The following is a 19,485-nucleotide window of genomic DNA, read 5'->3' on the forward strand; positions in this document are numbered from 1 at the left end:
ATTTCACATCCCCCCCGCACGGTCAAGCCGCGCACGGGGCATGGGCTCAGGCCACGTCGCTTAACACTCGGGCCAGATCGAACAAACGGCGGCGCTGTTCCTCGGGGATGGAATAATAGGAGCGCACCAGTTCTTGTGCCTCACGATCTACCATCAAATCACCCTTTTCGCTGGTCGTTTCCATATCAGCCATTGCAGCGTCGCGCGCATCAGCATCAAGTCCTTCGAAGAAAAAGTTGATCGTTACATTCATTGCATGCGCAATATCCCACAGACGCGAAGCACTAACGCGATTCATGCCGGTTTCATACTTCTGGATTTGCTGGAATTTAATACCAACCAGATCACCCAATTGCTGCTGGGTCATGCCAACCATCCAACGGCGGTGGCGAATACGTTTGCCTACATGCACATCTACGGGATGTTTCATTATATCTTCCCTTGCCCTAACTGTTTCGCCACCCAAACTTATGACAGTATATGCAAGAAGCGTGCCAAGTTGAAAATAAGGCGAAATCGGGCAGATCAGCAAAATTGAAGTGAGCAAAATATCGCCAGCGCGACAATTATTTAACACACGCTCAGCGGGAAAACACCTTTTGGCCACATTCAAAACAGAGCATATTCGCAATATGCAATGCAATACGCACACAACCTTAAGTTTATTGCAAAATGCGATTGCACGCTGCTTAGCACATTTGACATCCCGTTCGATCAGCTCACCGTCGAAAATTGATCTCGATCGCCCTATCACCACTATATCTAGCGCTCAAAATCGAAACGACGCGCTAGATCACTCCCCATCAGGTTGAGTGGCCCCATTTTGTGGCGATTAATCCCAAATGCAAACGGGCCCGCACATGGCGGGCCCGTCCTAAATACCTAAAATTTTAGCTTAGCCCGCGCTGCGCGCATTCCGCTTACGCTCGTTCGGGTCCAGATAGCGCTTACGCAGACGGATGGACGAAGGTGTAACCTCAACCAGCTCGTCATTGTCGATATACGCAATCGCTTCTTCCAGGCTCATCCGGATTGGCGTGGTCAGAACAACCGCATCATCCTTACCCGAGGCGCGAACGTTGCTCAGCTTCTTACCCTTGAGCGGGTTCACTTCCAGATCGTTGTCCCGGTTGTGCTCACCCAAGATCATGCCCTGATAGACCTTCTCACCCGAACCGATGAAGAACTTGCCGCGGTCCTCAAGGTTGAAGATCGCGTAGGGTACACTGGTTCCTGTCTCCATCGAGATCAGAACGCCCTGACGGCGACCCTGAATGCTACCCTTATACTCGGCCCACGAATGGAACACGCGGTTCAGAACGCCCGTACCGCGCGTGTCGGTCAGGAATTCGCCGTGATAACCGATCAGGCCGCGCGACGGTACAGTCGCCACGATGCGGGTCTTGCCACCACCGGCGGTCCGCATTTCCTGAAGCTCACCCTTACGCTGTGCCAGCTTCTCAACCACAACGCCGGAATATTCCTCGTCCACGTCGACGGTGACTTCCTCGATTGGCTCCAGACGCTTGCCCTCTTCCTCACGGAACAGAACCTGCGGGCGCGAAACGGACAGCTCAAAGCCCTCGCGACGCATGTTCTCGATCAGAACACCCATCTGCAATTCGCCGCGACCGGCAACTTCGAACGCTTCGCCACCGGGCGTGTCCGAAATCTTGATCGCGACGTTGGACTCAGCTTCCTTCATCAGGCGGTCGCGAATAACGCGCGACTGAACCTTATCGCCATCCTGACCGGCCAGCGGGCTGTCATTGATGCCGAAGGTAACAGTAATAGTTGGCGGATCGATTGGCTGTGCCGGGATCGCCTCGGTGATCGAGGTGTCGCATAGCGTATCAGCCACGGTCGATTTGCTCATCCCCGCGATGGAAACGATATCGCCCGCCTCTGCCACGTCGATTGGTTGCTGGCCCAAGCCACGGAACGCGAGGATCTTGGTTGCGCGGAAACGCTCCAGTTCCTTGCCGTCGCGGCTCAACGCCTTGATCTGCGTACCTGCGCGCAGGGTTCCGCTCTCAACACGACCGGTCAGAATGCGGCCAAGGAACGGGTCACCGCCCAGCGTGGTCGCCAGCATGGTGAATGGCTCCTCACGACGTGCGATCTGTGCAGGTGCGGGAACGTGCTTAACGACCATCTTATATAGTGCGTCCAGGTCCTTACGATCGCCTTCCAGCGTATCGTCGGCCCAGCCATTGCGGCCCGAAGCATAAAGAACCGGGAAATCGAGCTGATTCTCATCAGCATCGAGGTTCGCAAACAGGTCGAAAACCTCGTCCAGTGCCCGGTCAGGCTCCGCGTCGGGTTTGTCTACTTTGTTCAGAACCACAATCGGGCGCAGGCCGAGGGCCAGCGCCTTGGAGGTTACAAATTTCGTCTGGGGCATTGGCCCCTCAGCGGCGTCCACGAGCAACACAACGCCGTCAACCATCGACAGAATACGCTCAACCTCACCACCGAAATCGGCGTGGCCTGGCGTATCAACGATGTTGATGCGAATGTTGTTCCACTCGACGCTGGTCGCCTTGGCGAGGATGGTAATCCCCCGCTCACGTTCCAGGTCGTTACTATCCATCGCGCGCTCGGCGACGGCTTGATTGGCGCGGAAGGAGCCGGACTGCTTGAGCAGCTCATCGACGAGCGTCGTCTTGCCGTGGTCCACGTGCGCGATGATCGCGATGTTGCGAAGGTCCATTTGGGTATCCGATCGGTGCGGGAAACTATCGCGCGCGTTCAACATCATTTTCGCGCCCATGGCCAGCAAAGATTGCACCGCAACATGGCGCCATGCCCCCAATGCAGGACTTGCGCTACGCTCTTTGGGCCATTTCAGGCCCGTACAGGCACCTCTCTGGCGGCTTGTACATCTATCAGCCGCGCAAGGCCCGCAGCCAACTCACGCGGGCCATCCAGCCCGTTTGACAGCCTATCCAGCAGTCGGGAAAGCTCCGCCATTTCGCCGCTGCGCGCAAGAGATGTTAAAAATTGCACCGGATAGTCCATTTCCTGCGCTTTTCCCGACAATGCCGCCCGCAAAACCTGTAACCGCGCACGCTGCAAATCAGCCAGCAATGACGGTGCAACAGGTTGCGCGCCCGAAATACTGGGCTTCAGGCCGGTCGGATCAACCACGATTTCACGCAATAACACCGCTGCTGGAACCGGCTTGGCCAAGAACTGATCAGCGCCGGCGTTCAACGCGGCCTCATGCAAACTTTCATCGCCCGAAATCACAACTATCCGCGGTCGGGCACTGCCCAGCAGCACCAACCGGCGGACAAGCTCCAGCCCACTGCCATCCGGCAAACCCGGATCAACGATCACCGTTTCCGGCGCAAAGCCACGCAAATGCCGTTCCGCTGATTGCAGGCAATCCGCCCACCGCACCCGTGCGCCAGCCGCGCGCAATAGCAAGCCGGTCGTGTCAGCGGTTGCTGCACTATCCTCAATAATCAGAACATTCGGCCTACTATGCACACGGGGCAGCACCGGCTCGTTACGCTCAGGCCGGAAGCGTATACCGACCACATTTCCAGAATATCGCGCACCGGGGGCGCGATTGTCATTTTCAAACATGTCCATGGGGATTCTCCTCCAACGCTGGAATCACCTTCACGGGACAGGGAAAATATTTGGTTAACGCTACGAAGCCCGCTTTGGTCTGACAAATTGACCAAAACGCTTGACGCAACGAGGTACGCTGTTACCCCTATTGGGGTCGCAATAAAAAAACCAAGCGACAACGCTCTTTAGATCCTTAGGGAGGATACACCATGACCTTTACTCGGCTTCTTGCGGGGACAGCCCTGTGTGCAACGATGGCTGCAACTGCTGTGTCTGCGCAGCAAACGCTCGAAATGACATCTGCCTTTTCCGAAAACCTGCCCATCCTCGGCACGGCCGGCGTAAATTTCGTTGAGAAGATCAACGGCATTTCGGAATCCGTGGAGTTCGAGCACTTCAACCCCGGTGAGCTGGTCCCGACGCTGGAGGCGCTGGACGCCGTATCCAACGGATCGATCGATGCTGCCTATACGACCTCCGGCTATTGGCAGGGCAAGATGACGGCCGCGTCGCTGTTCGCCGCTGTGCCGTTCGGCCCCGAGGCAGGCGAATTCCTCGCATGGATGCTGTATGATGACGGTCAGGCGCTGTTCCAGCAGATGTATGACGACAATGGCTATGACGTTCACGTTCAGCCCTGCGGCATCATTGCGCCCGAAACCTCCGGTTGGTTCAAGAACGAGATCACATCCGTTGAGGATCTTGAGGGCCTGAACATGCGCTTCTTCGGCTTGGGTGCTGAGGTTATGCAGCGTCTGGGCGTGTCCACATCCCTGCTGGCCGGTGGCGATATCTTCCCCGCATTGGAGCGTGGCGCGATTGACGCGACCGAATTCTCCATGCCGCGGATCGATGCCCGCCTCGGTTTCTATAACATCGCGAAATACAACTACTTCCCCGGCTGGCACCAGCCCGCAACGATGTTCGAGCTGCTGATCAACAAGGACGTCTGGGAGGATCTGGACGATCGCGCCCAGCGCCAGATCGAGGTCGCCTGCCTCGCCAACATCACCGACAACTATGCCGAGGGTGAGGCGACAAACTTCGACGCCATGCGTGAGAACACCGAGGAAAACGGCGTTTCCATTGAAAACTGGTCGCCAGAAATGCTCGACCTGTTTGAGACGACATGGAACGAGGTTGCTGCCGATCTGGCTGCCGAGGACGAGTTCTTCGCTGAGGTTTGGGCCGATCTGGGTGAGTTCCGTGAAGGATATTCCGTCTGGAGCGACAACATCTATCTGCCACGTCCACGCAACTGATCGGCATCGCCCGATAGTGCATTGACGGATCAGGGGCGGCCTCACCGGGGCCGCCCTTTTTCAACGGCATTTACCGATCAGGAACAGCAACCATGACCTCCGAAGATGACTTCGTCGCCATCACCGATCCGGGCGAGATTGCGCGCGCGGAACAAACCCCCATCGACCGTTTTGTCGTAGCGGTTTCCAATATTGCATCGTGGATGTGGCCAATTCTGGTAATCGCGATCTGTTCGCAGGTGATCCTGCGCTCGCTAGGCCACAATCAGGCGTGGCTGGACGACCTGCAATGGTGGATCTACGGCGTTGCAATTATCATTGGCGTCGCCTTTGCCGTGACCACGAAAAGCCATGTTCGCGTCGATATTTTCCACGCCAATTTCGCGCCCGAGAAAAAGGCAAGGATCGAGGTTTTCGGCCTCGCTTGGCTATTTTTGCCGTTCATCATCCTCGCATGGGATGTGTCGTTCCACTACGCCGTGACCTCCGTCGCGTCGGGTGAGGGATCGAGCAGCCCCAATGGCCTGCACCACCTGTACCTGCTGAAGTCGGTCAGCAATGTGACCTTTCTATTTGTCGGCATCGCCACATGGGCCGCCTATTACCGCGAGCTGCGCCGCCTGACAGTGCCCCACCTGTGGAAGCAAATGTTGTTTGCCCTGCCCTCAACCATGTTCCTGATCAATCTGGGCATCTACTACTCCCTATACTGGGTGATCCGCCTGTTTGGGTCGGACGAGCTTGAGGCACGCCGCATCACGCGCGAGCCGATTTTTGACACCACCACCGTTCTGGGGGTCGAGGTCCTGTGGACCATGCTCTTCACCTTCATCGCCACCCCGCTGCTGATTGGCGCGGCCTATGCCCTGCGCCGAAAGAGCTGATCCATGTTCCTCCTCGAAGCAATTGCCCCCTATCTCGACGTCAACCAGATCTCTGTGTTGGCAATGTTCCTCACCTTTATATGGCTGCTGTTTTCCGGCGTGCCTGTGGCTTATGCGCTGGTCGGGGTCAGCCTGATCTTTACCCTGATTGCCGAACTGTTCCTCGACCCGTCGCGGCAACTGTTCCGTGATGTGATCGAATTTGATCGCATCGGCATCGATTATCGCCGCCTTGGCGCGGTGGGCGGGCGTATCTTTGGTGGCCTGATCCAGAACCCTGTGTTGGTCGCGCTGCCGATGTTTATCTATATGGGCCTGATGCTGGACCAGTCCGGCGTGGCGCAGCGGATGATGCATGCGATGCAAAAGCTCTTCGGCGGCCTGCGCGGTGGGCTTAGCCTGACGGTGCTGCTGATCGGGATTATCCTCGCCGCCTCTACCGGAGTAATCGGCGCGTCCGTGACACTGCTGGGCGTGATGGCCCTGCCCGCGATGATGGCGCAGAACTATTCGAAACCGATCGCGACAGGCACCATCGCCTCCGCCGGAACGTTGGGCATCCTGATCCCGCCATCGATCATGCTGGTGATTATGTCGGACCAGCTAGCAATCTCGCTGGGCGATCTGTTCATGGGAGCGCTGTTCCCCGGGCTACTGCTGGGTGTGCTCTACATCGCGTTTATCGTGATTTACGGCCTGTTGAACCCGTCCGCGATGCCCGTGCCTGAAAAAACAGGCGATGTGGGTTGGCCGGTAATCAAGGAGGTCCTGCTGGCCGTCCTGCCGCCAATGCTGCTGATCCTGCTGGTGCTTGGCTCAATCTTTGCCGGTTTCGCCACCCCGACCGAGGCATCAGGCCTGGGCGCAGCAGGTGCAACCGCGCTGGCCTTCGCTAATGGGCGCCTCAGCTTTAAGGTGCTGAAGGAGGTCGGACGTTCCACCATGAACTCCACCGGCTATATCGTGGGTATCTTTCTGGCGGCGAACTTCTTTGCCTTCATCCTGCGGCGTTATGGCGGGGATGAGATCGTGCAGGCGCTGGTGACAGGTGCATTTGATGAGCCCTACGCGGTTATCCTGTTCATCCTGTTCATCGTGTTCCTGCTGGGCTTCCTGCTGGATTGGATCGAGATCACGCTGATCATCATGCCCCTGATGCTGCCGATCATTCTGGAGCTGGGCTTGGACATCGAGGGCTTTAACCAAGTGCGCGACCCAGAGGTCGTCTGGTTCGCCATCCTCGTGGCGGTGACCCTACAAACCTCGTTCCTGACGCCACCGGTCGGCTTTGCGCTGTTCTACCTAAAGGGAGTGTGCCCGCCATCCATCACGCTGGGCCACATCTATCGCGGCATCATCCCGTTTGTGCTGCTGCAATTGCTGGGACTGTTCATCGTGTTCAAGTTTCCGGCGCTGGTAACGTGGCTACCCAGTGTGGCCTATGGCAACTAGCTCCTAAATCATTGGGCGCTCCGCTATGTTGCGGAGCGCCCGTTAACGGCCTGGCCAGTGACGCTTAAACGTCTACGACCACTTTTCCGATCGCCTGACCACTTGCCAGACGATCATAGGCCGCACCGACCGAATTGGCGTCGAATTGCTGATCGTCCAATAGTGGCTTCAGCGCCCCCGCATCGACAATCTGCGCCAGCTTGGCCAAGATCGCACCGTGCTGTTCCCGCTTGTGATTGTGCAGCATTGGCAACAGCATGAATATGATATGCAATGACAGCCCCTTAAAATGCGCAGGCGTCAGATCAATCTCCAACAGCGCAACGGTCGAGGCGATGTTGGCATTCAGCGCCGCAGCCTCGAACGAGTTCGTCATGTTGCCGCCACCAACAGTATCGAAAATAACGTCGAAACCGTTGCCGCCCGTATATGCCGCAACATAATCCGCGACCTTCTCAACGGCGAAATCAATCGGCGTCGCGCCATATCCCGTGATCACATCCATTTGCGCAGCACCGGTGCCGGTTGCATAAACATCAGCGCCAAAATGCTTGGCCAATTGCACGGCGAGATGACCAACGCCACCTGCCCCGCCCTGAACCAGCACTTTTTGATCCGCCGCGATCCCTGCGCGCTGCAAGCCCTCATAAGCGGTGATACCAACCAGAGGCATGGCAGCCGCCTCACGCATCGTCAGGTTTTTTGGTTTGTGTGCGATCAGCTTCGCATCGGCCAGCATGAACTCGGCCAGCGCACCCTGCAAATCGGCCAAGCCGCCAGCGCAGCCATAAACCTCATCCCCTACGGCGAAGCCTGTTACGCCCTCACCCACGGCATCGACAACTCCGGCGAAATCCATGCCCAAAACCGCGGGCAGCGCAGGTGACAGCGGCAAATCGGTGCCCATTGCGCGGATCATCGTATCAATCGTGTTAACGCTGCTGGCTGCAACGCGAACGACGACGTGGCCCTGTGTCACTTCGGGTTTTGGTAGGTCCACCGCTTCGAATTTAGCGTTCTCGCCGTAAGCTGTAATGGTCGTGGCTTTCATGGGAAGTATCCTTGGGAATGTGTGATGGGGACGGTTTATATTATTCTGATCGCAGGTAAATTTACCCAATCAGACATTCAGTTTTCCGGTTTTGCATATAATTAGCAGCTACGGTCCTATAGAGGGCACGCCGCCCTCAGAACGGGGCGAAGCCGTCGCTTTTAGCCGCCGGTACAGACCAGCGCGTGCGGGCATCAATCGCCTGATGCGGCGCGCCATGACGGGGCACTTGCCCATGATCGCCATATAGCCACAGCACGATATTGGACCGCTCACCCTGCGTGATGGGCATGGATTCATGCGCCACACTGCCATGGTGGATCAGGGCCGTACCGGGCGCGAAGCTCAGCTCGCTAACCTTGCGCGTTTCCCTGTCAAAGAACCGAACGCCGGACCCCGAAAATTCCTCACCCGGCAGGTTCAGGTTGATGTTCAACGTCACCGAGGACGCATCGGTATGCGCACGCAGCGAGGTATCCGCATCAGCCTGCCACTGGATCGAGAACCCGAAGGTCTGCGTGTCGTAGCCAACGATATCCGGAAAGAGCAGCCGCGAGATTGGCCGCATATATGCATCCATCAAGCCCTGATAAAACGCCTGGAAATTCGGCGCGGCCAGATATCCCTCGGACCGTGGATCCAGCATCGCCCCGCCACGGTTCAGCGAAATGCCATAGGGCGGCCGCAGCGGAATTTGCGCATCCGCGGTTTTGCCAAGGTAATCGCGCAATACCTCTAGCTGCGCCGGATCAAAGAACTGCGTCTGGTAAACACCGGGGAATACCTCCTGCCACAGATCCTTAACCGCGCCCTCCTTGGACGGGTCCTGCCATGCTTGCTCAACAGCGGTGCGTAATGCCGGATCGTATAGCGAGGCATCAAGGGTCAGTTCGCGCGCCGCATCGGTCTGCTCCCATCCCGCCCATGCCTCTTGGAACAACTCACGGTTCTGCTCCCAGAACCTGTGCACAGATGGCGTTCGCTGCAACATTTCAGCCCGTGTTGGCCGTTCAATCGCGCGGGCGTTTTCAAGTGCGGTAGCTTGCATCATTTTTCTCTCAATATGGGCGCCGGTCAAAACCCCGCGCTGATTTTCGGTGGAGTTACGGCACGCACTGGCCGCACTAATGGGGCGGCGTGCCGTCGGTAATGGATGTGTGGATCAGCCCAACGCGGCCACGGCATCCGTGATGCCCTGCATCACCGCCGTGATGTGACCAGCGTCTTGGGCCGCTGAGTGGGGTTGGGAAAACTGGCCGCTATCATTGTCGAAATAAGTGCCAGATTTCCCCGAAAATGATGCGCCTAGCGCTGCCTCTCGCAAAATATCCGCCCCGATATTTAGGTCATTGCCCGCCATGCCAAAGCCCTCTTTGACCATCTTGGATGCCAACAACGAGCCGGGATTAACTGCCAGAACCGCCGGACCATCAGGCAATTCGCGGGCCATTTCCTGCGACCAGATCGTGATCGCCAGCTTGCTTTGCGCATAGGCGTCAAAGTCCGGCAACTGCTTGCGGCCGTGCAAAGCCTTCAGATCAACAGGTGCCTGCGCTGCCGAGGACAGGTTCACAATGCGCCCGTCCTTCGCCATGATCGGCAGCAGCGCACGGGTTAGCACATATGGCGCAAAGGTATTGACCATAAAGCGCACATCATACCCATCCTGCGTGACGGTTACGGGGCTTTTCAGCAGGCCCGCATTGTTGATGATGACATCAAGCTGCGCGTGATCCCTGCGGATCATCGCGGCCAACGCGTGCACATCAGCCATCCGCGATAGATCGGCGGTATAGGCGTGGGTGTTGCCCCCGACCTTTTCCTGCGCGGCATCCAGTTTAGCCTGACTGCGACCATGCAGCAAAATCGTGTGCCCCTGCGCGGCCAAGGTCTGTGCGGTCAGCAACCCGATACCGTCGGTGGAGCCGGTGATGAGGATAGCTTTGGTCATTTGATATTCCTTCAATCTGTGCGCCCCGAAATCGGAGCTATAACAATCCGCTGGCGGCGCTACAGCCGCACCACGGTCCGGCTTTCGATACTGCGGCGAATGGTGTGAACGTCTGGATTCTCGATCATATCCAGCGCGCTATGCCCGATAGAGGCGCGCCCCTGATTGTCGTAAATGTTGAAATAGGCGACCTCATCCGGTGTCATCGTGGACATATAAATCCACTGATGATCCGCATTCGCGGCCACGCCCATAATCTGACCCATGCGATCAGGATAGATCAGATCAATCAGAATCCAGTCCTCCGCCATCACGCTAGAGGGCAGAATGAACCCCAGCGGAGCGGAGTTGATCGGCGCCCCGACCGGACGCCAAACATTGACAAAGGCGTATCGCCCCTTGGCCCAAATGGCGGCCTGTTCAGCACCCAATATGTCGATCAAGCGTTGCTCGGCCCCGTGCTGACTGTAATCACTATGCACATTTCGAGCGGGCTTTCGGCCGGCATCAGCCCGATCAACCCGCACCGTATGATCGAAAACGACAACGTCCTTCGCGCCGATTTCCTGCGTCAAAAGCTGCGAAATCTCCGCATCATAGGTCTGCTGCCAATCGCGCCCACCCTCATAGGATCGCACCTGTGTTGGAAAATTTGCGAAACCCACGGAGTCATTCGCAAAACCGGTGGCACCGGCCATCGCACGCACATCCGCGACCCGTACCTGCGTCGGGGCCAATTCCGGCGAAATCAGATTTCCCGTGATCCCGCCTGCATCCAGCTCGAACGCTTGGCGTTCAGCTTTGTGCACAAGGTAATTCACTGTCGCAATCTGGGTCATCGATCTCTCCACGTTTCGTCTCGTAGATTGACTTAGCACCCTCAGAAATTATAAAAACTGGCCAGATTTGATTTCAGTATATCGAAAAAATATAAAATATGGACATTCAAAGCCTCCGCCTTTTCGTACTGACATGTGAGACACTCAACATCAGCTCGGCTGGGCGCACGCTGGGCATGACCCCCGCAGTGGCCAGCACGCGGATTGCAAAGCTGGAACGCTTTGTCGGCGCTGACCTGCTGCACCGATCTACGCGCAAGGTGTCTATGTCACTAGAAGGACAGGATTTCCTGCCCTATGCACGGGAAATGATCGCGCAGGAGGAGGAAGCCCTCGCCGCCTTGGGCAGGGGTAAAACCAAGGTCAGCGGCACATTACGTTTCGCGGCACCCAGCACATTTGCGCAACTCTACATCGCGCCACTGCTGCCTGCATTCATGGATAAACATCCCGATCTGACTCTGGACCTGCACCTGTCAGACACGCAATTCGACCTGATCGAGGGCAGCTATGACCTCGCCCTGCGCAACTCGGTGCTGGAGGATAGCAGCCTAACCGCGCGCAAACTGGCCGATGACAGGCGCATCCTGTGCGCGTCCGCGGACTATCTGAAGCGGCACGGCACCCCGATTGCGCCCACCGACCTGCCCGCACATCGGCTGATTGCTTTTAGCAACCTCGACCCAAAGGGGCTGTTAAAATCAGACGGGACTGTTGCAGAGTTCAGCCCGAAACGCGCCGCGCATAGAATGGTGTTGAACGATGGTTTAACCCAGAAAAAGATCACGTTGCAGGGCGCAGGTATTTCCGTCAATTCACTGTGGTTGGTCCATCAGGAACTGGCCAACGGCACCTTGCAGCGCGTGTTGCCGGATTACGAAATGGCGAACAATCCGGCGTTGTGGCTGATCTATCCCAAAAGCAACGTTGTCTCGATCAAGGTCCGCGTATTCATCGATTTCCTGATCGACAATATCGGCAAGGACGCAATCTGGAACGCACCACCAACAGATTAGGCCCGCCGCGAGGGGCCGTAATAGCTTAACATCATGTTGACGGTGCTTTCGATCATCGCACCGATCCCCTCCGCCTGTCATGAGTTTCGCATGTCCAGCAAGCCATCCGCCGCCTGCTCCAGCATTTCCTCGAATGACGCTGAGTTGGCGTTCATGATATCCAGCGACATGAATATGCGTGCCTGTGCACGCCACATATCCGTCAACTGCTCCTGTATATCGATGCATCAGCGTCTGGAACAACTGCTCCTGGCTATGGACACACCGGTAAACAGTCCGCTTTGACATCCCAAATGCGCACGAACGCCCATTCAGATCGAGTGCTGCCCGGTCCCGACTCGCAGCGGATGCAATACAGGCAATCTCTGGCATCAGATTATAGTCAAAGTGTCCCACGCCATTGGCGCTTGGGACAAATAAGCGGCAAATTTCAACGTTGTGAATGGTAGAACAAAGCTCTGGTACCCGTGGCCGGACTCGAACCGGCAAGCCTTGCGGCGGCGGATTTTGAATCCGCTGCGTCTACCAGTTCCGCCACACGGGCCCAGTGCCCTTCCGATAGCCTGACCTTGAATGCAGCGTCAAGCACCTGCCACGCTTTGCGGCACAAATTTCGAAATATTTTTGCCGTCGCAAGCCCACCCCACCGAAATTTCAACGATTTGAAACAGCCCGATAGACAGGGTTCAACCGCCCTGCTACCGCTATGCGCATGATCCGTAAGCTGTATAACTTTACCATCGCATTGGCAGAGAGCCCTTGGGCCCTGTGGGTGCTGGCCGTTGTCGCCTTTGTCGAAAGCTCGTTCTTTCCGATCCCGCCACATGCGCTGCTGATCCCGATGGTCATCGCCAAACCACAGGCCGCATGGCGCATCGCATTGATTGCCACGGTTGCCAGTGTTGCAGGCGGCATTCTGGGCTATTGGATCGGCGCGGCCCTGTTTGACAGCGTCGCCCTGCCCATCCTCGAATTCTATCACAAGGCCGAGCTGTTCACGGAATTTGCCGGGAACTATAACGAGCACGGCGCATGGATCGTCCTGTTCGCGGGACTGACGCCATTTCCGTACAAGATTATCACCATTGCATCGGGTGCAACGGCGCTGGATTTCAGCACGTTCCTGATTGCCTCCATCGCGGCACGGGGGATCATCTTTTTCGTTATGGCGGGTCTGCTGTGGAAGTTCGGCCCCCCAATCCGCACCTTTATTGAGAAGCGTTTGGGCCTGATGTTCACCCTGTTCATGGTGCTGCTCATCGCTGGATTTTTTGCCGTGAGGTATCTATGAGCCGCTTTCTAGTCACTATCGGCCTTCTCGGCTCCATCGCTCTGCTGGGTGGTGCGCTACTGTTCCAATATGTTGGCGGGTTGGCGCCGTGCCAGATGTGCATCTGGCAGCGCTGGCCGCACGCAATTGCGATCGTGCTGGGCGTGTTCGCCTTTATCCCTGCCGCGCGCAAATATGCCGCACGACTGGCCGCACTGGCCGTTCTGATCGGCGCGGGCATCGGCGCGTTCCATGCAGGCGTGGAATGGAATTGGTGGGAGGGGATTACCTCCTGCGCGGGCACCGGCAACACCCTTGGCGGTATGGGCGGCGGCGACCTGCTCAACCTCGACGGCCCGCTGGGCGTTGTGCGCTGTGATGAGGCCGCTTGGGTCTTCCTCGGCATTTCTATGGCCGGTTGGAACGCACTGTTCTCGCTGGTGCTGGGCGGGATCTGGGTCGCGGCGTCAAATACTGACGACTAGGCGTCCAGCTCCGCATCCCAATACAGAAAATCAATCCAGCTTTTATGCATGAAGTTGGGTTGAAACCGCCGCCCGACATTTTGCAATTCACCGGGTGTTGGCTGACGCGGCACCTTGCGCAGAACCATTCCCGCCCGCTCCAACGTCTTGGACCCCTTGTGCAGGTTACACGGCCCACAGGACGCCACCACATTTTCCCACGTTGTACGCCCACCACGGGCCCGCGGGATCACGTGGTCAAAGGTCATCTCGCCCTGACTGCCGCAATATTGGCAGGTGAATCCGTCGCGTAAGAACAGGTTAAATCGGGTAAAGGCGGCACGCCGCGCAGGCTGTACATAATCCTTCAGCACCACGACCGAGGGCAGCTTCATCTCGAAACTGGGGCTGTGCGCCACCGCGTCATATTCAGCCAGAATATCCACCCGATCCAGAAACGCGGCCTTAACCGCCTCCTGCCAGGGCCACAGCGATAATGGGAAATAGCTCAACGGCCTGTAATCCGCGTTCAGCACCAATGCTGGATGCTCTCGCAGATTGCCCGGCGAGCGTACAAAATTCGTTGCAAATGAGGTCTCGGTCATCGGACTCCGCTCCCGTCCCTTCCCGCCCATCAGGGCATCGGAGACGGGACAAGCCCGTCCCAGTGCGCAAACTATATCTACCCCTCGAAACCGATCAAGCCTCTAGATGCGGGGCATCGTCCCCGACCGTATAGTCGCCCGCCATGACGGCATGGTGACACTGTACTTAGTACCCATAATTTATGCGCAAATACACCTGTGGCGGAGCCTTATCAAAGCTCCGCCACATCGCAAAATCCCGACTGCTTTAGTGCGCAGCCACATAGCAGCCACTTTCCAGCCGGAAAGCAGCCCGCCGTTTCAGGCCAACCAACCCCGAATACGATGCAATGCCAACGACAGCCCATCGGGGGCGATTCCATGCCCGACACCGGGGCTGACATGGCTGGAAACGTCGAAACCGGCCGCTTTCAGCGCCTTTTCTGCCTCAGGCATGCTGCTGGGCGGAACAACCTCATCCGCGTCACCGTGGATCAACTGGATAGGTGGCTTCGACACCGCACCAGACAGCCCTTCGGGCCGCATCAAACGACCGGAAAAACCAATAACACCAGCGAGTTGCGCCGCACGCTGCGGCCCGACATGCAGCGACATCATAGTACCCTGACTGAACCCGATCAGAATGGTGCGCTCCGCCGGAAATTCCTCAGCCATTTCATCCAGATAGGCGTTCAGAATATCGGTGGAGGATGCAAATCCCTGCCCCATCTCGACCTCACTGGAGCCATCCATCCACGGGATCGGAAACCACTGATATCCCATTGGATTAACGGAACATTTCTGTGGCGCATTCGGCGCGACAAAGGTCACATCAGGCAAATGTGGCGCCAACGGATCAGCCAACCCGATCAGGTCGTTGCCGTCGGACCCGAATCCGTGCAGCAAAATAACGAGCGCAGATGCCTCGCCCGAGGCCGCATCGCGGCGTGGTCCGGTCAATTTGGTCATGTGAACCCTTCGTTCATAAATTTAGACTATACCCTCTCGGGACTTCACTACGTGATAATAGGCCCATAGCAACCTTGCCGCCACCGAACGCCATGGCGACCATGCCTCTGCCATTTCGCGCAGCGGCTTTTCCTTTGGCCGCTCGGGCAGATCGAACAATATCCGCGCGCCCTCTTGCAGGGCCAAATCACCGGGCGCGAACACATCCGCCCGCCCTAGCGAGAACATCGCGTAAATCTCGGCCGTCCAAACGCCGACACCCTTTAGCGCGACCAAGCGCGCCACAACCTCGTCATCCGGCAGGGTGCGTAGGGCAGCGAAATCAACATCGGCCTCCAGCAGGCCGCGCACATATTTAATCTTGGGCCGCGACAGGCCACAGGCCCGCAGCTCCTCATCGCTCAACGCACCGGTTCCCTGTGGCGTGCAGGCACCGGCAGCCTGCAACCGGCCCCAAATACCACGCGCCGCGGCAACCGATAATTGCTGACTAACGATCGCGGATAGCATCGCCGGATATCCGTCATCGCGCAGGCGCAGGGGCAACGGACCTGTCTGTTCATAGGCCTGGGCAAAGCGGGAATCGTGGGCGGATAGCCACGCCATCCCCTCCACAACATCCTGATCTGTCTGAACTATCCGACCAACACTCATGGCCGCAGCAGCGCGGGTAAGTCGCGCATTGCATGGAATGGCACAGCACCAACAGCGGCCAGTTTTGCGCCATCATCCTCGGGCGCGTAACCATAGCAGGTCATACCGGCGGCACGGGCAGCGCGCGCGCCGGTCGCACTATCCTCAACCACCACGGCCTGCGATGGCTCCACGCCCAACAACTTCGCCGCGGCGAGGTAGACATCCGGCGCGGGTTTCGAGGCCCCAACCTCCTGCGCGGATAGCAAACGCCCGTCCAATCGGTCCGTCAAACCGCAGCGGCCCAGCGTGACAAGCATCTTACGCATCGTACCGTTCGAGCCGACAGCATAGGGGATTCCCTGCGCATCCAGCCAGTTGAGCAGATCGGTAACGCCTGCGACTTCGGTCACTTCCTTCGCCAGAACGGCATACATTTCCTCATAAATCGCGCTGACCCAGTTTTCCTCGATCCGCGCACCGGCCTGCGCCGCCGCCTGCCCGACCGCCGTCATCGTGCCGCCGACGAAGCGATCCATGATGACATCCTCGGTCCATTCCAGTCCGCGCGCGGCTAGGTTTTCGCAAATCACGCGGTTTGTCAGATGCTCACTGTCCACCAGCACGCCGTCGCAGTCGAAAATTACGGCCTGTATCATGTGCCCGCCTTTTGAATGTATCCATACGCAAGATTCGTTGCGCTTCACGCGCCATCACGTCAAAACAACACGTATGACAGCCATGACCGAACCAACCCGCCCACTTGTCGATGATAAGCGCACGATGCGCAACGTCCGTGTCCTTGTCGCGGCGCAGGGGATTATGGGTGCGCAAATGCCCATTACCTTTGTGCTGGGCGGGCTTGCGGGGCAGGTCCTTGCCTCTAACAAGCTGCTGGCGACGGTGCCGATCAGCATTCTGGTTCTGGTTTCAATGTTTTCCGCGCCCGTCCTGTCGATGCTGATGGGCAAATATGGCCGCCGCGCAGGGTTTCTAACCGGTGTGACGGCTGGTGGCATTGGCGCGGCGATTAGCGTAATGGCGCTATATCAGGGCAGTTTTGCGCTGTTGCTGGTCGGCCATGCCCTGACCGGTATCTATATGAGTGCGCAAGGTTTTTACCGTTTCGCCGCCACAGATGTCGCCAGCGAGGATCTGCGCCCCAAGGCGATTTCGTGGGTCATGGCGGGCGGTTTGCTGTCCGCGATCATCGGCCCGCAGCTGGTGGTGTTCTTTGGCGATGCGCTGGCCCCAGTACCCTTTGCCGGCGGATATGTCGCGATTGTGGTATTGAACATTATCGGCGCGGGACTGTTCCTGTTCCTGGACGCGCCACGCCCTGCTCCACGTAAAGTTGGCGACAGTACGGGCCGCCCGCTGATGGAAATCCTCAAGCAACCGCGCGTTTACACCGCGATCATCTGCGCCATGGTGTCCTATGCCCTGATGAACCTGATGATGACCTCGACCCCGCTGGCCGTGGTTGGATGCGGGTTCACGACGGATGACGCGGCGCATGTGGTGCAGTTCCACGTGCTGGCCATGTTTGCGCCCAGCTTCTTTACCGGCAACCTGATCGCCCGTTATGGCGCGGAGAAGATCATCGCGATTGGCCTGTTCCTATTGCTCGGCGCGGGAGTCGTCGCGCTGAACGGGGTGGAGCTGAACCAGTTCTTCATCGCATTGGTGTTGCTGGGACTGGGCTGGAACTTCGGATTTATCGGCGCGACGGCGATGCTTACCTCGGCCCATGCACCCGAGGAACGGGCCAAGGTGCAGGGCATCAACGACTTCCTCGTCTTTGGCATGGTGGCAGTTGCCAGCTTCGCATCCGGTGGCCTGATGAATGGCGTAGGCGCGGACGATGTCCTGCTGGGCTGGTCGGCGGTAAACTACGCGATGGTGCCGTTCCTGGTGCTGGCGGGTGCTGTGCTGATCACCTATGTGATGCGGCGCGAGATCTAGTCACCAGCGCCCCGTCATGGTGCGCAGCAGCAGCCCCCCCTTGCGGCGAAACTCCGAGGTTTCCAAGCCGGAGAAGATCGCCGCAGGGTCACGCGCAACGGCCTGTAGGGTCGCCTGACTGCGCCAACCGGCACGCAAAGCAGCCTTGGCACTATCGCTGATCGCCGCTCGCTGCGCATTCGCCAATCGCTGCAAGCCGTCCTGCGCAACTGCGCGAATGGCATCTGCGGCGGCATCCGGCATTTTCCCGTTCAGCAACTCCTGTCGCGGCAAATCACCTGCAATGGGCAGCGGATCGCGCCCAGCGGCCCATAATGCGGGCAAGGCACGGATCAATCCCGCCGCCCCCTGCGCCCACCCGATATGGCCCGACAGCTCCGCCGCGTCATCACCGCAGGCCATAACGGCCAGTCGCATCAGGCCACCGCTGGTCGCGTCCAGATAGGCATCGAATGCTGGGCGCCCCAGATGACCGTCAGCGTAGATATCGAAGACCCGCGCATCGATCAGCGCCTCAAACGGCCAGCGGGGCAGGTTGGCGGAGCGGATAATTTCGGCCAGCGGCTCAACCACCTCATGCCGACGCGGAGTATTGCCGGCATAGATTTCCGCGATGGCATCACGCCACCATTGCAGACGAATTTCTGCCAAGGCCGGTTCTGACGTGACCCACGGGGCACGCGCGACCTCGGCGTTAAAGGCGTAGAGCGGGAACAGCGCGGCGCGCCCTTCCTCCGGCGCGGTCATCGCGCTCAAAAACCGATCAGGGTCGGCCTTTTCAACCAAAGACGCACAATCATGCCAGCTCATATCGGCTCCACCACAAATACTGCATAGGCATAGGCGTCTGAATGCCGTGCAAACAGATCAACCTCCTGCCGTGCGCCATCCAACACGCCGCGCAGGGTTTCATCCGCCTCGGGGCGCAATGCCTCCACCCGCGTGCCGAGAGGGCCGAGATAGACCTCCCAATCCTCACGCGGTTGCACGAAATCATCCACCACACGCCAACCGGCGGCGGCGACACGGTCACGCACACCGTCGCGATTTGTCATTTCGGGATATTCCATCCAGAACAGGCGGGCCTCTTCGGGTACGGTGCGTTTGATCCAGACTACCTCGGAAAACACGACCCGCCCGCCTGTTGCCAGCAGGGGGCGCCACGCATGCAGCGCGGCCTCAATCCCCATGAAATACATCGCGCCTTCGCATAGGATCAGGTCCAGACTGCCTGCCGCAATCCTCGGTGCGGCCATATCAGCCACGCGGGTTTCAAGGCGGCGGGCCAAACCAGCGGCGGCGGCACGATGTTCCAGCGTCTCCAGATACGGGGCGTGGTGATCAATGGCGATCACCTGCGCCTCGGGCAAAGCGCGCAATGCCACAAGGCTGGCCGCACCCGGTCCACATCCCATATCCGCAATCCGCGCATCGCCCTGCGCCCGCGCCAGCGTCAGCGCGCGCAGGGTCGTTTCGTCCGAACCGGGGGCCTCACGCAGAAGCCCCTGATGCAGTACGAATATCGGATGTGGTTCGGTCACGGCGTCACCTTCTTGAATACCC

At 58.3% G+C, this 19,485-nt stretch carries 21 protein-coding genes and 1 tRNA gene; 7 read left to right on the forward strand and 15 right to left on the reverse strand.

Translation table 11 applies throughout. From position 1 onward, the window contains the following. Positions 1-46 precede the first annotated feature (46 nt). From CR254_RS00585 to CR254_RS00595, 3 genes are all read right to left on the reverse strand, one after another. A complete protein-coding gene (locus CR254_RS00585; protein ID WP_097927872.1) occupies positions 47-430 on the reverse strand; it encodes a helix-turn-helix domain-containing protein in 384 nt (127 codons plus the stop codon). Positions 431-895: 465 nt separating this feature from the next. Beyond that, the gene (typA, locus tag CR254_RS00590; protein WP_097928846.1) at positions 896-2,713 is read right to left on the reverse strand and encodes a translational GTPase TypA; all 1,818 of its coding nucleotides are present in this window, start codon (positions 2,711-2,713) and stop codon (positions 896-898) included. Positions 2,714-2,847: 134 nt separating this feature from the next. Continuing rightward, the gene (locus CR254_RS00595) at positions 2,848-3,600 is read right to left on the reverse strand and encodes a response regulator (RefSeq protein WP_097927873.1); all 753 of its coding nucleotides are present in this window, start codon (positions 3,598-3,600) and stop codon (positions 2,848-2,850) included. A 191-nt stretch (positions 3,601-3,791) separates the two neighbouring features. Here CR254_RS00595 and CR254_RS00600 point away from each other — a divergent pair, with 191 nt between their 5' ends. The 3 genes from CR254_RS00600 to CR254_RS00610 all read left to right on the forward strand — a co-directional run bounded on the left by CR254_RS00600 (position 3,792) and on the right by CR254_RS00610 (position 7,180). Then, entirely contained in the window at positions 3,792-4,844 is a 1,053-nt protein-coding gene (locus tag CR254_RS00600) for a TRAP transporter substrate-binding protein (RefSeq protein ID WP_097927874.1), read from the forward strand. Between the two features lie 92 nt (positions 4,845-4,936). Next, positions 4,937-5,728, forward strand: coding sequence for a TRAP transporter small permease subunit (locus CR254_RS00605; RefSeq protein ID WP_097927875.1), 792 nt, complete (start codon positions 4,937-4,939; stop codon positions 5,726-5,728). 3 nt (positions 5,729-5,731) lie between these two features. Continuing rightward, entirely contained in the window at positions 5,732-7,180 is a 1,449-nt protein-coding gene (locus tag CR254_RS00610; protein WP_097927876.1) for a TRAP transporter large permease, read from the forward strand. A gap of 64 nt (positions 7,181-7,244) precedes the next feature. Here CR254_RS00610 and CR254_RS00615 read toward each other — a convergent pair whose 3' ends face one another. From CR254_RS00615 to CR254_RS00630, 4 genes are all read right to left on the reverse strand, one after another. Then, positions 7,245-8,231, reverse strand: coding sequence for a zinc-dependent alcohol dehydrogenase family protein (locus CR254_RS00615; RefSeq protein WP_097927877.1), 987 nt, complete (start codon positions 8,229-8,231; stop codon positions 7,245-7,247). 136 nt (positions 8,232-8,367) lie between these two features. Further along, positions 8,368-9,282, reverse strand: a complete 915-nt coding sequence (locus tag CR254_RS00620; RefSeq protein WP_245851330.1) for a 2OG-Fe(II) oxygenase family protein — start codon at positions 9,280-9,282, stop codon at positions 8,368-8,370. A gap of 111 nt (positions 9,283-9,393) precedes the next feature. Next, on the reverse strand, positions 9,394-10,182 hold the full coding sequence (locus CR254_RS00625) for an SDR family NAD(P)-dependent oxidoreductase (protein WP_097927878.1): 789 nt from the start codon (positions 10,180-10,182) through the stop codon (positions 9,394-9,396). A 59-nt stretch (positions 10,183-10,241) separates the two neighbouring features. Next, positions 10,242-11,021, reverse strand: a complete 780-nt coding sequence (locus CR254_RS00630; protein WP_097927879.1) for a CmcJ/NvfI family oxidoreductase — start codon at positions 11,019-11,021, stop codon at positions 10,242-10,244. Positions 11,022-11,119: 98 nt separating this feature from the next. On the opposite strand from CR254_RS00630, the gene CR254_RS00635 reads away from it, so the two are divergent. After that, positions 11,120-12,037, forward strand: a complete 918-nt coding sequence (locus CR254_RS00635) for a LysR family transcriptional regulator (protein ID WP_097927880.1) — start codon at positions 11,120-11,122, stop codon at positions 12,035-12,037. Between the two features lie 77 nt (positions 12,038-12,114). Here CR254_RS00635 and CR254_RS18275 read toward each other — a convergent pair whose 3' ends face one another. Together CR254_RS18275 and CR254_RS00640 are read right to left on the reverse strand one after the other, a co-directional pair. Then, the gene (locus CR254_RS18275; RefSeq protein ID WP_281252947.1) at positions 12,115-12,243 is read right to left on the reverse strand and encodes a hypothetical protein; all 129 of its coding nucleotides are present in this window, start codon (positions 12,241-12,243) and stop codon (positions 12,115-12,117) included. A 253-nt stretch (positions 12,244-12,496) separates the two neighbouring features. Then, a tRNA-Leu gene (locus tag CR254_RS00640) sits at positions 12,497-12,581 on the reverse strand. 168 nt (positions 12,582-12,749) lie between these two features. Here CR254_RS00640 and CR254_RS00645 point away from each other — a divergent pair. Further along, a complete protein-coding gene (locus CR254_RS00645; RefSeq protein WP_097928848.1) occupies positions 12,750-13,328 on the forward strand; it encodes a YqaA family protein in 579 nt (192 codons plus the stop codon). Beyond that, positions 13,325-13,792, forward strand: coding sequence for a disulfide bond formation protein B (locus tag CR254_RS00650; protein WP_097927881.1), 468 nt, complete (start codon positions 13,325-13,327; stop codon positions 13,790-13,792). Before CR254_RS00645 ends, CR254_RS00650 begins: the two co-directional genes overlap by 4 nt. Here the strand turns inward: CR254_RS00650 and CR254_RS00655 are convergent. The 4 genes from CR254_RS00655 to CR254_RS00670 all read right to left on the reverse strand — a co-directional run bounded on the left by CR254_RS00655 (position 13,789) and on the right by CR254_RS00670 (position 16,616). Further along, the gene (locus CR254_RS00655) at positions 13,789-14,376 is read right to left on the reverse strand and encodes an HNH endonuclease (protein ID WP_097927882.1); all 588 of its coding nucleotides are present in this window, start codon (positions 14,374-14,376) and stop codon (positions 13,789-13,791) included. The two genes, CR254_RS00650 and CR254_RS00655, sit on opposite strands and share 4 nt — an antisense overlap. A 300-nt stretch (positions 14,377-14,676) precedes the next feature. Then, the gene (locus tag CR254_RS00660; RefSeq protein WP_097927883.1) at positions 14,677-15,324 is read right to left on the reverse strand and encodes an alpha/beta hydrolase; all 648 of its coding nucleotides are present in this window, start codon (positions 15,322-15,324) and stop codon (positions 14,677-14,679) included. A 21-nt stretch (positions 15,325-15,345) separates the two neighbouring features. Further along, the gene (locus CR254_RS00665; protein WP_097927884.1) at positions 15,346-15,978 is read right to left on the reverse strand and encodes a DNA-3-methyladenine glycosylase family protein; all 633 of its coding nucleotides are present in this window, start codon (positions 15,976-15,978) and stop codon (positions 15,346-15,348) included. Next, the gene (locus CR254_RS00670) at positions 15,975-16,616 is read right to left on the reverse strand and encodes an HAD family hydrolase (RefSeq protein ID WP_097927885.1); all 642 of its coding nucleotides are present in this window, start codon (positions 16,614-16,616) and stop codon (positions 15,975-15,977) included. The genes CR254_RS00665 and CR254_RS00670 overlap by 4 nt, the downstream gene beginning before the upstream one ends. Before the next feature lie 82 nt (positions 16,617-16,698). On the opposite strand from CR254_RS00670, the gene CR254_RS00675 reads away from it, so the two are divergent. Further along, a complete protein-coding gene (locus CR254_RS00675) occupies positions 16,699-17,922 on the forward strand; it encodes an MFS transporter (protein WP_097928849.1) in 1,224 nt (407 codons plus the stop codon). Here the strand turns inward: CR254_RS00675 and CR254_RS00680 are convergent, their stop codons facing one another. Further along, complete coding sequence (locus CR254_RS00680; RefSeq protein WP_097927886.1) at positions 17,923-18,732, reverse strand: phytoene/squalene synthase family protein; 810 nt, start codon at positions 18,730-18,732, stop codon at positions 17,923-17,925. Continuing rightward, positions 18,729-19,463, reverse strand: coding sequence for a class I SAM-dependent methyltransferase (locus CR254_RS00685; protein WP_097927887.1), 735 nt, complete (start codon positions 19,461-19,463; stop codon positions 18,729-18,731). The genes CR254_RS00680 and CR254_RS00685 overlap by 4 nt, the downstream gene beginning before the upstream one ends. Positions 19,464-19,485: the final 22 nt, after the last annotated feature.

Origin of the sequence: Pontivivens marinum (assembly GCF_900231835.1) — a bacterium.
Classification (GTDB): domain Bacteria; phylum Pseudomonadota; class Alphaproteobacteria; order Rhodobacterales; family Rhodobacteraceae; genus Pontivivens; species Pontivivens marinum.